Consider the following 13,271-nt stretch of genomic DNA (forward strand, 5'->3'; position numbering starts at 1 on the left):
TATTAGAATTAGACAGCCCATGAACTCCTTCGCAGCGAACTCTCCTTTAAAACGCTTTGTGCGTTATTTTCTCTATTTACTGGGTGTTCTTTTATTACTGATTGCAGGCTTGATAGCGACTTATTTAGTTTCTGCAAAATCTAGCTTTTCAGGAGTCGTGACAAGTGCAACGCTGAATCAGCCAGTACAAATTCAGTTTGATGAAAATGATATCCCTCACATTAAAGCCAAGTCTCAAAGTGATGCGTTTTATGCCTTGGGATTCTTGCACGCTACCGAACGATCCTGGCAACTCGAGCTTAGTCGACGCCTAGCCTCAGGTCGTCTCTCTGAAATCCTCGGAGAGCGAACAGTATCTTTAGATCGTTTCCTAAGAACGCTGGGTATTAAATATGCCGCTGAGAAACAATATGAACGCTATCCCACAGAGATTAAGCAACTCATTAAAGCGTATGCCGATGGAGTAAATGCCGGCAATCAATCCTTAGGTTGGGCCCTTCCCATTGAGTACTTTTTAACCGGCTCCCAACCGGGCCATTGGTCGCCCACGGATAGCGTTGCCTGGTCTTTGATGATGGCTCTTGATTTAGGGGATAACTGGCAAAAAGAGTTATTTCGGCTTGAGCTATCGCAATACCTCACCACTGTACAAGTTTGGGATGTGATGCCGCCCTATCCAGGTAATGCTCCAGTGAGCAATCTTGACTTTGCAAAACTCTATAAAGAGCTTGGGGTATATAAACAGTCTTCCAAGTCATCAGAAAAGCAATCTCAGAACAAACAACATGATCCATACCTTCTGCAAAGTACCGATTTGCAGCCCTGGATAAGCGATAACCAAGAAGGTTTGGGATCAAATAATTGGGTCTTAGCCGGCAAGAAAACGGTTTCTGGTAAACCACTATTAGCAAATGATCCTCATTTGGGCTTAAGCGCACCATCCACGTGGTATTTTGCTCACCTCGAAGCGCCAGGTCTGAATGTAATCGGCGCCACACTGCCTGGTATTCCGGCGGTTGTATTAGGCAGAACCACCAAAATTGCTTGGGGCTTCACGAATACTGGTCCCGATGTTCAAGACCTTTATCTAGAAAAGATTGATCCCAATAATCCTAATCAGTACATCGGCCCTGATGGTCCTCTCTCTTTCTTGGTTCGCGAGGAGATCATCCAAATTAAGGATAAGCCGCCATTACGTTTCGTGGTCAAACAAAGTCAGCATGGTCCCATTATTTCGGATAGTCACGCACGCTCTCAGAAGATCATTGATAGCAAACGTTTCGCTCTGGCCCTACGCTGGACCGCTCTTGATACTGAGAACCAGACCTTGCTCGGCGGGATCATGATGAATCGTGCAGACTCGATGGAGTCTTTTAAATCAGCCCTACGATATCACTACGCACCCATGCAAACGGTCGCTATTGCCGACACGCAGGGGAACATTGCACTTCAAGTGGCCGGAACGACTCCTCGTCGACAGCCTGGGCAAGGTTTGTATGGGGTAGCCCCAGCACTAGGCTGGGAACGTTCGTTTGATTGGGTTAGCTACCTGCCATTCGAACAACTTCCTAGCGCCATCAATCCAGATTCTGGATGGCTGGCAAGCGCTAATCAACAGATTATTTCTAATACCAACCCAAATCCATTAACAGGCGACTGGGATCTACCATTTCGGTATGACCGAATTAAATCCATGCTTGAAGCGAAAGATCAACATGATCGAGCTTCTATGCAAACCATGCAAGGCGACACCCTTTCTCTTGCATCCGTTCCATTAATGGATCTTTTTAAACAGGCCAAGACCAATCACTCTCTTCAAGCAGCCGCACAATCATTCATACAGTCTTTTGATGGCAATATGACAAAAGATTCCATAGGTGCGCTGATCTTTAATGCCTGGGCAGATCAACTTACCCGTACCCTATTCTCGCGCCTCGGAGACTCATTTACGGAAGAATACGGGCGTCGCCACTTTCGTGCTGCGCTGATAACTCAAGCAAGCAATCCCAATAGTCCATGGTGCGATGTGCCCAATACACCCGCTGTAGAAAACTGCCAAGATGCTGCGAATGTAGCGCTTGATAAAGCGTTGGCGGATCTAAAAGAACGCCATGGCAACTCACCGAGTGACTGGCAATGGGGGCAAGCCCATCAAGCGATCTCGGAGCACCGTCCCTTTAAAGGTTTACCCATCCTCTCGAATTTTTTTAATGTACGTGTACCGATTCCTGGGGATGCATTTACGGTCAATGTTGGTAGGCCAGCCTTAAATAACCCGACGGCCCCTTACCAGTCCAATCATGCAGCTAGCTTACGCGCCATCTATGACCTCAATGATCTAGAACAGTCTGTCTTTATGTTTCCGACAGGGCAATCGGGCTGGGTTCAAAGTGGCCGTTATCGTCATTTAAGTAAAGCGTGGTCGGATAATGCATTTTTACCGCTAACCATGAATCCCAATCAAGTCAGTCGTGAGATTTTGATAAAAAGTAAATAATAGGACCTAGCGCATCCGAGATTGCGCTAGCGCTACAATTGCACCATGAATAATCTAATAACCTCAAGTAGGCCCCGCATGATACCGATGATCAAAATCAGCGCTCTTAGTCTCTTTCTAGCAGTTTCAACGACTACATATGCAGCCTGGGATGAACTTGGTAGTAGTGAATTCATGACCGTCATGATTGATAAAGCCAGTATTAAAAAGACGGGAGATAAAGTTCAGGTCCGCTCTATGTTGGACCTCAAAAAACCGGGGGTTGAGCCCAAGACCAAAGCGCCTGTGAACTCCATTATTGGTTTAAATGAATACCATTGCGGTCAGGTGCAATATCGCCCTCTCGAAGTGAAATTTATGGCTGGCAAGAAAGGAACTGGCAAGGTGATCGATGAGATCAAAACTCCAGATAGTTCGTTTGAGGCCGTGGTGAGTGGAGACTGGGCCGCAGGAGTCTATAACTTTGCGTGCCGTCCGTAACGGTCAAGTTTCAGGTCATGCTCTTGGGGCGTATGTCCGCCCAGCCCTTGTTTTATTAGCACTCTCAAGCAGCCTACTCTTACAGTCTTGTGCTGCCCCTTTTATGGCAGCTGCCAGTAGCGTAGGATCAGCTGCTGGTTCTGCTGCGGTCGCCAGTCCTGTGACCGCGGTCAGCGTAATCTCTACAGTCACTACAGGAAGATCTCCTCTGGAGCACGCCACATCTGCGGCTACCAAGAAAGATTGCAGTTTTTTTAATGTCTTTAGCGCTAAGCCAATTTGCGAGGAGATCGTGATCCCTAGCGTCAAAGATCAAAGTGAGATGATTATTGGTGAGGCAGATCGTAGTGGATCCGTCATCGAAATTATTCAGGTACGACCGAGTAAATAGTGGGGTGAACGACGGGACTCGAACCCGCGACAACCAGAATCACAATCTGGGACTCTACCAACTGAGCTACGTCCACCATTGCTACACAAGTATTATAACTTCCCGAGAGCCTTGATGAACTAGGCTATTTGAGCGTTTAAATCAAAGGCTGCCCAGTCTCCTAACTCAAGGCTTGCCTCAAAAAAGAACTCTTCAATCGCCTCTTTTGTCTTCACTTTGGCTAATGCCCCGTGATCCGATAAACGCTGACGCCAGCGTCTAGCCCCCGCCCTTCCATGAGCAAGACCCATAATATGGCGGGTAATCGCTCCAAGATAGAATGGCTTTTGCCGTTCCTGGCAATCATCAAACCATTGCTTGGTTTGCTGAACCAATCCAATTTGGATACGATGCCATTCAGTTTCACTAAAAAGATAACCAGCAGCCGAACCTTGGGACTGCAAAAGATCATCCCAACCTAATAACATCGCCGGGAAGTGATAGGCAGCTCTGCCAACCATAAAGCCATCAAAGTCTTGCCAGTGATTAGCAATCTGCTCATTGCTCTCTAGGCCGCCATTCAACAATACTTTGAGATGGGGATAGGATTTTTGGGTATCGATGCGTAATTGCTTGGCAACTTCATAGTGCAAAGCCGGCTTGGTGCGATTTTCCTTTGGTGACAATCCCTTTAATACAGCATTGCGCGCATGAATGGTCACCTGAGAGGCGCCCGCATCTGCAACAGCCAACATGAAATCCAAGACAAATTGATAATCTTCTTTTGACTCAGAGGCATCCATTTGATCCAAGCCAAGGCGATGCTTTACTGATATAGGTCGGTCATATACCGATCGCATCGCTCGGACACACTCAGCTACTAATGCAGGCTCTGCCATTAAGCAGGCTCCAAATGCACCCTTTTGGACACGTTCTGAGGGACAGCCACAATTAAGATCGATTTCGTCGTAGTTCCACTGCTGGGCAAGCTCTGCACAACGAGCCAAATCAGAAGGTTCGCTACCTCCCAATTGCAATACCACTAGGTGTTCTATGGTGCCGTAATCGAGATGGCGAGCTTGGTCCCCATGTAACAAAGCTCCACTAGTCACCATCTCTGTATAGAGAACGGCCTCCTTTGTCAGGAGGCGATGAAACGATCGGCAATGACGATCGGTCCACTCCATCATTGGAGCAACGGCGAGGCGTTTCTTATTCAAAGACCTATTCCCACGGATTAATCAATTTAACTTTTGTAGAGTCAAAGTCAACAGTATTTCGGGAAACTAAAGTTAGGCGATGTTCAATTGCAGTGGCAGCAATCATTGCGTCTCTATCTGAAGATGGATTAGGGATATGAAGGGATGCGCAACGAATTATAATTAGTGTATTGATTGGCAAAATTCTATCAACAAAAGCAGGGAGAACGAATTGCATTAGCCATTTTCTTAAAACCTGTGATTGTTTTTTATCTCGTCTCTCAAGTCGTAAAATTCCCAATTCAATTTCTAAAATAGTGATTACAGATAGAAACATAGTCGATGGCATTTTTGTTTCTGCCCATTCTTTGACTCTTGGATTTATTCCGCTCTCAGAAGTTTTTCTGAACTCTGAAATGACATTGGTATCTAGTAAAAACATTAGCTTAAGTCTATTGGCTTAGTAAAGTTTTCTATTTTCGCAGGCTCAAATTTAATATCGCCAGCAGCTTTCATGCCCACAAGATCGAGAATGTTTTTTTGATGGCCAATGACTCTTTGGTAATCCTCGTACAGCATCAAAACATGTGAGGGCCTACCGCGATCTGTAATAAAAACCGGTCCAGACCTACAGGCCTTTTTTGCACCGCTTGTATCCTGATTAAATTCTCTACTAGACAGGGTTTTTGGCACGCCGATTTTCCTTTTAAACTATAATGTAGTAATGTTACTACATTATAGTAGCATCGATCCAAAGCCCTAAAGTTCAGACTTGAGGACTAAACGTCGTCTCTTGAAGCCTTCTTACGCTCATGCTCTTTTAAATAACGCTTACGCAGACGAATACTCTTGGGGGTAACCTCAACAAGCTCGTCGTCTGAAATGAACTCAACGGCATATTCCAGAGTTAATTGCACAGGCGTAACCAAGCGGACTGCTTCATCTGTTCCAGAAGCGCGCACGTTAGTTAACTGCTTACCCTTAATGGGATTAACAACGAGATCATTATCTCGACTATGAATACCAATAATCATGCCCTCGTAAAGCGGGTCTCCCGGTGAGACAAACATTCGTCCACGGTCTTGTAGCTTCCAAAGGGCGTAAGCTACCGCCTCACCATCATCTTGACTAATCAGTACACCGTTATGGCGCTCGCCCAAGATACCCTCCTTGACAGGCGCATAAGAATCAAAGTTATGGCTCATTAAGCCATTCCCGCGCGTCAAGGTCATGAAGTCCCCCTGAAAACCAATGAGGCCCCTCGCTGGAACACGGTATTCAAGACGGGTTCGACCCTTACCATCGCTCACCATATCCAAGAGCTCTGCCTTGCGCTTGCCAAGCTCTTCCATGACTCCGCCTTGGGTGGTGTCCTCGACATCCACGGTCAAGTTCTCATAGGGCTCGAGCTTGACCCCATTCTCTTCATGAAAAACGACTCGGGGTCTTGAAACTGCTAGCTCATAGCCCTCACGGCGCATGTTCTCAACCAAAATAGTAAGGTGGAGCTCTCCGCGACCGGATACTTCAAAAACAGTGTCATCATCGGTCTCTCGAACCCGTAAGGCCATATTAGACTTAAGTTCACGATCTAAGCGCTCTCGAATCTGACGACTGGTCACGAACTTCCCTTCGCGCCCAGCAAGTGGGCTGGTATTAACCATAAAGTTCATGGTTAAGGTTGGCTCATCAATCTTTAACATTGGCAAAGCATCGACTCGATCTGGGGCACAAATGGTCGTGCCAATGGCTAGGTCCTCAATACCATTGACAAGGACAATGTCACCTGCAATAGCCTCCTCAACCACTTCACGCTCGAGACCTCTGAACTTCAATACTTGATTTATGCGGCCCTTAAATGGAGTTCCATCTGGACCGTTCACACAAACTACATCTGTACCAGGCTTTATCCTGCCTCTACTAATGCGGCCTACGCCAATTTTTCCGACATAGCTGCTGTAATCAATTGAGGAAATTTGTAATTGCAAGGGAGCATCAACCTCATCGTCGCGCACTGGTACGTGTTTTAATACGGCATCAAATAAGGGGCGCATATTGCCTTCACGAACGCTCTCATCGTTACCAGCATAGCCATTGAGGCCAGATGCATAAATGACTGGGAAATCTAATTGCTCTTCAGTAGCCCCTAACTTATCAAAGAGCTCAAACGTGGCATTAATTACATAATCGCAACGCGCTCCAGGACGATCAACTTTGTTCACAACCACGATAGGCTTAAGACCGAGTGCAAGGGCTTTCTTGGTCACAAAACGGGTTTGGGGCATTGGGCCCTCGACGGCATCCACCAACAAGAGCACGCCATCCACCATCGATAAAACACGCTCTACCTCGCCACCAAAGTCTGCGTGTCCAGGGGTATCCACAATATTGATGTGTGTACCGTCATACTCCACGGCACAGTTCTTGGCCAAAATGGTGATGCCACGTTCTTTTTCAAGATCATTGGAGTCCATGATTCGCTCAGAGAGCTTTTCATTGGTACGAAAAGTTCCTGATTGACGCAAGAGTTGGTCAACAAGAGTTGTTTTGCCATGGTCAACGTGAGCGATGATGGCGATATTACGAAGTGCGCGTTTGGTCATTTGATACTTTGCTTAATAAAGGTGAAAAATTAGTTTTGGTTGATAAGGCGCTGAGCAATAAAGCGCCGAGGGTGTAAAACGCCCGAGCGCCAATCGGCAGTACCAATAAAGTTTTGAGGAAGCGCTTGGCTCCGATAAATCCGAAATAAAGAGTTAGCCCACTGTGTAGCGATATTTAAAGCGCATGGAACGCGTTGTCCCATCTCTAAGCGCTTTGCTTGGTGATCATCCACCGTCAGCTCAGGCAAGGTTTGTAATAGTGCATCGACTGGTAAGACTTGGGGGGAGGTATGCTGCAAGTTCTCTAAAGTAGTGGCCTGTACCAATGACAAGTGGCCAACCATGGTTCTACGCAAGCCAATCAGGTGTGCGCCACAGCCAAGAGCATGGCCAATATCTTCAGCTAAAACACGAATATAAGTTCCCTTGCTACAGTGCACTTCAATATCAATCTCTGGCCACTGAATGTTCAATAACTTGATTGAATAAATGGTAATTTTACGAGGCTCGCGCTCGATCTCAATGCCAGAGCGTGCATACTCGTAGAGAGGCTTTCCATCTCGCTTCAAAGCAGAATACATCGGAGGAACTTGCTCAATCTGACCAGTAAAACGAGGCAAAATTCCTTCCATTAATCCCTGGGCCATAGCGTTATCCGTGACTTCCGCTGTTGATTTTTCAGCAATGATTTGGCCCTGAGCGTCACCCGTATCAGTCTGAATGCCAAACCGTAATTTTGCTTGGTATACCTTGTCTGCATCTAGTAAATCTTGCGAGTATTTAGTGGCCTCACCCAAACAAACTGGCAATAGTCCAGTTGCCATTGGATCCAGCGTGCCAGTATGCCCCGCTTTCTCGGCATGCAGAAGCCGTTTCACGGAAGTTACCGCACTTTGAGAACTCATTCCGGAGGGCTTGTCTAACAAGACCACCCCGTCAATCCGCTGAGCCATCGTAATTAATTAGGCTTTGAGCCTAATGCCTGATCTATTAATCGAGACATTTCTGCGCCACGCTCGATTGAGGTATCAAAGACAAAATGCAAAGTAGGCACAGTATGGGTATGCATTCGTTTAAAGAGTAATGAATGAAGATAGCCCGCCTTATCCTGCAAAGATCCCAATGCATATTGGGCATCCCCACCCAAAACAGTGAAATAAATCTTTGCATGCGCTAGATCGGGGGAGAGTTCAACTGCCTGAATGGTAATTAAGCCATTGGCAGGATCCCTCAGTTCTCGTGGAATGAGCTCAGCCAAATCTCGCTGAATTTGATCAGCGAGACGTTGGTGACGATGGGGACTTGTTTTATGCATACAGCAATCAATTAAAGCGTTCTAGCAACCTCGGTAACCTCAAAGACCTCAAGCTGATCGCCCTCTTTGATATCGTTGCTGTTCTTTAAGGAAAGGCCGCACTCAAAACCACCCTTTACTTCTTTGACATCATCCTTAAAGCGTTTTAAGGAATCTAGCTCGCCGGTCCACACAACCACGTTATCGCGTAATAGGCGAACACGTGAGTTACGCCGAACGATGCCATCCAAAACCATACAACCTGCGATAGCGCCAACCTTGGATACATTAAAGACCTGGCGTATCTCAACCATACCGATAATCTCTTCTTTCTTATCAGGGGTTAACATGCCGCTTAAGGCTGCCTTCACCTCATCCACTGCGTCATAAATAATGTTGTGATAACGAATATCAACACCATTGGTCTCTGCTAATTTACGAGCCACCGCATCAGCACGTGCATTAAATCCAATAATCACGCCTTTAGAGGCAATGGCTAAGTTCACATCCGTTTCAGTAATACCGCCTACAGCAGCATGAACAATTTGCACCTTCACCTCATCGGTGGAAAGTTTTTGTAAGGATTGCGAAAGGGCCTCTTGAGAACCCTGCACGTCTGCCTTAATAATGATGGGCAAGAGCTTGGCTTCTACTGCGCCTTCGCCCATATTCTCCATCATGTTCTCAAGCTTGACGGCTTGTTGTTTTGCCAACTTCACGTCACGGAACTTACCTTGACGGAACAAAGCAATCTCACGAGCTTTACGCTCATCGGCCACGACTTGGAATGACTCTCCTGCATCAGGAACTTCCGATAAACCTTGGATCTCCACCGGAATGGAAGGGCCAGCTTCGTTGGTTGCCTTTGCATTCTCATCCAACATCGCGCGCACTCGACCATAAGACTGGCCAGCCAAAAGCATATCGCCCCGCTTTAATGTGCCAGATTGAACTAATACAGTGGCCACTGGTCCACGGCCTTTATCCAAGCGTGCCTCAATCACAATGCCCTGTGCTGGCGCATCTTTGGGGGCTCTGAGTTCCAGAATTTCTGCTTGCAGCAGTACGTTCTCTAATAGCGCATCGATTCCTTCACCAGTTTTTGCAGAGACGCCAATAAATGGAGAATCGCCACCGTATTCTTCAGGTACGACTTGCTCGCTAACCAATTCAGTCTTAACCCTATCAGCATTTGCTTCTGGCTTATCAATCTTATTAATCGCAACTACCAATGGAACATTAGCTGCTTTAGCATGATGGATTGCCTCGCGCGTTTGTGGCATGACACCATCATCGGCAGCCACTACCAGGATCACAATATCGGTTGCCTTGGCACCGCGCGCACGCATTGCTGTAAAGGCCTCGTGACCCGGTGTATCCAAGAATGTAATAACCCCGCGTGGAGTCTCCACATGATAGGCGCCAATATGCTGGGTTATTCCACCAGCCTCACCCGCCGCTACTTTCGCAACGCGGATTTTGTCAAGCAAGGATGTCTTACCGTGATCAACGTGCCCCATCACCGTTACGACAGGCGGTCTTGGCAAAGAAGGTGCATCTTCTGCCGAAGCACCCAAATCAATTTCAGGGTCATCTAATTTGGCAGCATGCGCTTTGTGGCCCATTTCTTCAACGATGATCATCGCTGTATCTTGGTCCAACACTTGATTAATGGTCACCATCTGACCCATACCCATCAACAACTTAATAACTTCAGCACCTTTTACAGACATTTTGTGTGCTAGGTCAGCTACAGTGACGGTTTCGGGGATATACACATCTCGCACAACCGGCTCTGTGGGTACTTGGAAATTAGTTGCTGGGGCATCTTCTTGATTCTGGTGTTGCTTCTTACGACCACCACCACTTCGCCATCCACCACCCAAACCGCCGCTCATATCGCCACGGGTTTTTAATCCAACCTTACGTTTTGCCCCTTCCTCTTGCCATGTTGAAGAGGTCTCAGAAGACTTAATTAATTTACCGCCAACTTTTGTTGGCTTCTTTTTATCTTCGCTGCCTTCTGCCTTGACAGGCTTGTGCAAAGTACCTTTCTTAGCTTCTTCGCTGGCAACTTCACTCGGCGCCTTTAAGACTCGAGCGGGAGTGCTCATCATGTCCCGAATCGCAGATACCTCAGCCTCGGCAGCTGCACGCCGAGAACGGAGTTCAGCTAAATCTTTAGCGGCTTTTTCTTTAGTAGCCGCCTCTTTCTCAGCCTCTGCCTTGCTGGGCTGTTGCTCGCTAGCAACTTTCTTCACCTTTTGCTCGCTGGCAGCCTTCATCTCCGCTTCTTGCCTAGCCAATAATTCGGCTTGACGAGAAGCTTCAGCGGCGCGTTTCTCTAATTCCTCATCCGATAAGATTGCTTTTTTCTCAACAGGAGCCTTTACTTCTTTTTCTTCCTTAGGCTCTTCTGTTTTTGCAGACTCATCACGTTTTACTAAAACACGTTTCTTGCGAACCTCAACTTGCACAGTGCGAGTCCGACCAGCCGAATCTGCTTGACGAATCTCACTGGTCTCACGCTTGGTCAACGTAATTTTCTTACGAGCTCCAGTATCAGCACTACCATGCGCTTTTTGGAGATACTCCAATAGAGCAGTCTTATCCTTATCGGTAATCTTGTCAGCCTCGGACTCTTTCTCAATTCCAGCGGCCTTCAGTTGTACCAACAAATCTGATGGGCTTCGTTTTAGCTCCTCAGCCAGTACTTTTACGGTTGTCGTAGCCATGCGCTTCCCCTCATGCGTTAAACCAATGTTCACGCGCTTTCATAATGAGCGTTTTGGCTGTTGCTTCATCCATACTAGTGATTTCCACTAGTTCATCTACTGCTAAACCAGCTAAATCATCTCGTGTATGCACTTGGTTTTCTGCTAATTTTGCAATCAACTCAGTAGAAAGACCTTCGAGTGAGCGAAGGTCCTGCGATACTTCCTCAATACGCTCTTCCTTAGCTAACTCCATCGTTAATAAAGAGTCGCGTGCCCGTGTTCTTAATTCATTAACAGTATCCTCATCAAATGATTCAATCTCAAGCATCTCGGACAAAGGTACATAGGCTACTTCTTCTAAGGAGTTAAAGCCCTCTTCGATCAAGATATCAGCAACCTCTTGATCCACGTCTAACTTATCCATAAACAATTGGCGGACCACAACTGACTCTTTTTCAGATTTCTCAGCAGACTCTTCAGGGGTCATAATATTAATTTGCCATCCGGTCAACTCACTGGCCAAACGAACGTTTTGCCCGCTTCTCCCAATCGCAATTGCTAAGTTCTCTTCATCTACCACGACATCCATAGCGTGACGCTCTTCATCCACCACAATCGATGAAACCTGTGCAGGTGCTAATGCACCAATCACAAATTGGGCAGGATCTTCCGACCATAGAACAATATCGACAGCCTCGCCAGCAACTTCATTACGCACAGCCGTGACACGAGTACCACGAACACCAACACAAGTACCAATCGGATCGATCCGTTTATCGTGAGTGACCACTGCAATCTTGGCTCTTACTCCAGGATCACGGGCAGCGCCCTTGATATCTAAGAGTCGTTGCTCGATCTCAGGCACTTCATTCTCAAATAACTTCATTAAAAATTCGGGGCATGTACGCGAGAGCTCAATTTGTGGACCACGCGCTTCGCGATCTACCTTCAAAATGTAAGCGCGGACACGATCTCCTGAACGCAGGTTCTCTTTTGGGATCATTTGATCGCGACGTAATAAGGCTTCAACACGACCCGATTCAATGATTAATCCATTCTTGTCGGCGCGCTTGACCGTACCGGTCATGATCTTTTCACCCCGCTCGAGGTAATCATTCAAAATTTGTTCACGCTCAGCATCTCGAATGCGCTGCAAGATAACCTGTTTTGCAGCCTGAGCACCAATCCGGCCAAATGCTAATGACTCTATCTGCTCTTCAATATGATCGCCCACTTCGATGTCAGAGATTTGCTCTTTTGCCTCAAATTGCAAAATCTCCTTATCCGGCTCTTGTAAGCCAGCTTCGTCAGGAACAACCAACCAGCGGCGGAAGGTCTCATATTCACCGCTATCGCGGTCAATCGAAACGCGAATATCCACATCTTCGCTGTAGCGTTTTTTGGTGGCCGATGCCAATGCAAGCTCGAGAGCTTCAAAAACGATCTCGCGATCTACATTCTTTTCACGGGCCAGGGCTTCTGCCAACATGAGAACTTCACGACTCATGATTTTTTTCCTTTGAAATCAATTACAGGGACCAAGCGAGCTTTTTCAACTTCAGCCAAGCTAAATTCCAGCTCAGCAGGAGATCCATCACTCGCCTCAAATAACAAACTAAACTTTGCATCTGGAGAATCTACCGAGCCACTTTTTAGACCCTGCAACATTCCCCTAAAATTCTTTCTTCCTGAAGCTGCAACGCGCAATTTCAGATCAATTTCTACACCTGCGAACCGAATAAACTCAGCAGCCGTCTTAACCGGACGATCTAAACCTGGCGATGAAACCTCAAGACGCTCGTAGGGAACGTTCTCAACTGCCAAGGTATAGGTCAACTGATGACTTACCTTCTCACAATCCTCCACCGTAATCATGCGATCAAAGTCTGGGTTTTCAATCGTGACACGTAGCAACCCACGACCTTCTCGCTCGATATCAACCAGCGAGTAGCCTAGATTGCCAACTTCGGCAAAAATAATCTGCTGTTCTTTCACGCAATCCCCACACAAACATCACCCATTACATCCCGTTTGGCAAAAAAAAATGGGCTTACAAGCCCATATTCCCAATTACCAGAACAGGCCAGCCTACGTTGAACACAACATCAGCC

Annotated in this window: 12 protein-coding genes and 1 tRNA gene; 3 read left to right on the forward strand and 10 right to left on the reverse strand. The window is 46.9% G+C overall.

Going from position 1 to position 13,271, the window contains the following annotated elements; genetic code table 11:
• Positions 1-19: 19 nt before the first annotated feature.
• Genes NKE59_RS06675 through NKE59_RS06685 form a run of 3 tightly spaced genes read left to right on the forward strand, consistent with a single transcriptional unit; the run spans position 20 to position 3,368 of the window.
• Positions 20-2,497 (forward strand): penicillin acylase family protein, encoded by a 2,478-nt coding sequence (locus NKE59_RS06675; RefSeq protein ID WP_353438200.1) that lies wholly within the window; start codon positions 20-22, stop codon positions 2,495-2,497.
• A 45-nt stretch (positions 2,498-2,542) separates the two neighbouring features.
• The gene (locus NKE59_RS06680) at positions 2,543-2,977 is read left to right on the forward strand and encodes a surface-adhesin E family protein (protein WP_353438201.1); all 435 of its coding nucleotides are present in this window, start codon (positions 2,543-2,545) and stop codon (positions 2,975-2,977) included.
• Entirely contained in the window at positions 2,961-3,368 is a 408-nt protein-coding gene (locus NKE59_RS06685) for a hypothetical protein (protein ID WP_353438202.1), read from the forward strand. The genes NKE59_RS06680 and NKE59_RS06685 overlap by 17 nt, the downstream gene beginning before the upstream one ends.
• Here the strand turns inward: NKE59_RS06685 and NKE59_RS06690 are convergent.
• From NKE59_RS06690 to rimP, 10 genes are all read right to left on the reverse strand, one after another.
• Positions 3,369-3,444: transfer RNA gene (locus NKE59_RS06690), tRNA-His, on the reverse strand. It abuts the gene before it with no gap.
• 43 nt (positions 3,445-3,487) lie between these two features.
• Complete coding sequence (gene dusA / locus NKE59_RS06695) at positions 3,488-4,567, reverse strand: tRNA dihydrouridine(20/20a) synthase DusA (protein ID WP_353438203.1); 1,080 nt, start codon at positions 4,565-4,567, stop codon at positions 3,488-3,490.
• A gap of 4 nt (positions 4,568-4,571) precedes the next feature.
• Positions 4,572-4,988 (reverse strand): type II toxin-antitoxin system VapC family toxin, encoded by a 417-nt coding sequence (locus NKE59_RS06700; RefSeq protein ID WP_353438204.1) that lies wholly within the window; start codon positions 4,986-4,988, stop codon positions 4,572-4,574.
• Positions 4,988-5,239, reverse strand: a complete 252-nt coding sequence (locus NKE59_RS06705) for a type II toxin-antitoxin system Phd/YefM family antitoxin (protein ID WP_353438205.1) — start codon at positions 5,237-5,239, stop codon at positions 4,988-4,990. Before NKE59_RS06705 ends, NKE59_RS06700 begins: the two co-directional genes overlap by 1 nt.
• A gap of 86 nt (positions 5,240-5,325) precedes the next feature.
• A complete protein-coding gene (typA, locus tag NKE59_RS06710) occupies positions 5,326-7,149 on the reverse strand; it encodes a translational GTPase TypA (RefSeq protein ID WP_353438206.1) in 1,824 nt (607 codons plus the stop codon).
• Positions 7,150-7,178: 29 nt separating this feature from the next.
• A complete protein-coding gene (gene truB / locus NKE59_RS06715; RefSeq protein WP_353438207.1) occupies positions 7,179-8,102 on the reverse strand; it encodes a tRNA pseudouridine(55) synthase TruB in 924 nt (307 codons plus the stop codon).
• 5 nt (positions 8,103-8,107) lie between these two features.
• Entirely contained in the window at positions 8,108-8,464 is a 357-nt protein-coding gene (gene rbfA / locus NKE59_RS06720) for a 30S ribosome-binding factor RbfA (RefSeq protein WP_353438208.1), read from the reverse strand.
• Between the two features lie 11 nt (positions 8,465-8,475).
• On the reverse strand, positions 8,476-11,178 hold the full coding sequence (infB, locus tag NKE59_RS06725; RefSeq protein ID WP_353438209.1) for a translation initiation factor IF-2: 2,703 nt from the start codon (positions 11,176-11,178) through the stop codon (positions 8,476-8,478).
• A gap of 10 nt (positions 11,179-11,188) precedes the next feature.
• On the reverse strand, positions 11,189-12,667 hold the full coding sequence (gene nusA, locus NKE59_RS06730) for a transcription termination factor NusA (protein WP_353438210.1): 1,479 nt from the start codon (positions 12,665-12,667) through the stop codon (positions 11,189-11,191).
• Complete coding sequence (gene rimP, locus NKE59_RS06735) at positions 12,664-13,155, reverse strand: ribosome maturation factor RimP (RefSeq protein ID WP_353438211.1); 492 nt, start codon at positions 13,153-13,155, stop codon at positions 12,664-12,666. The genes nusA and rimP overlap by 4 nt, the downstream gene beginning before the upstream one ends.
• Positions 13,156-13,271: the final 116 nt, after the last annotated feature.

Source organism: Polynucleobacter sp. UK-FUSCHL-C3 (assembly GCF_040409815.1).
Lineage (GTDB): Bacteria > Pseudomonadota > Gammaproteobacteria > Burkholderiales > Burkholderiaceae > Polynucleobacter.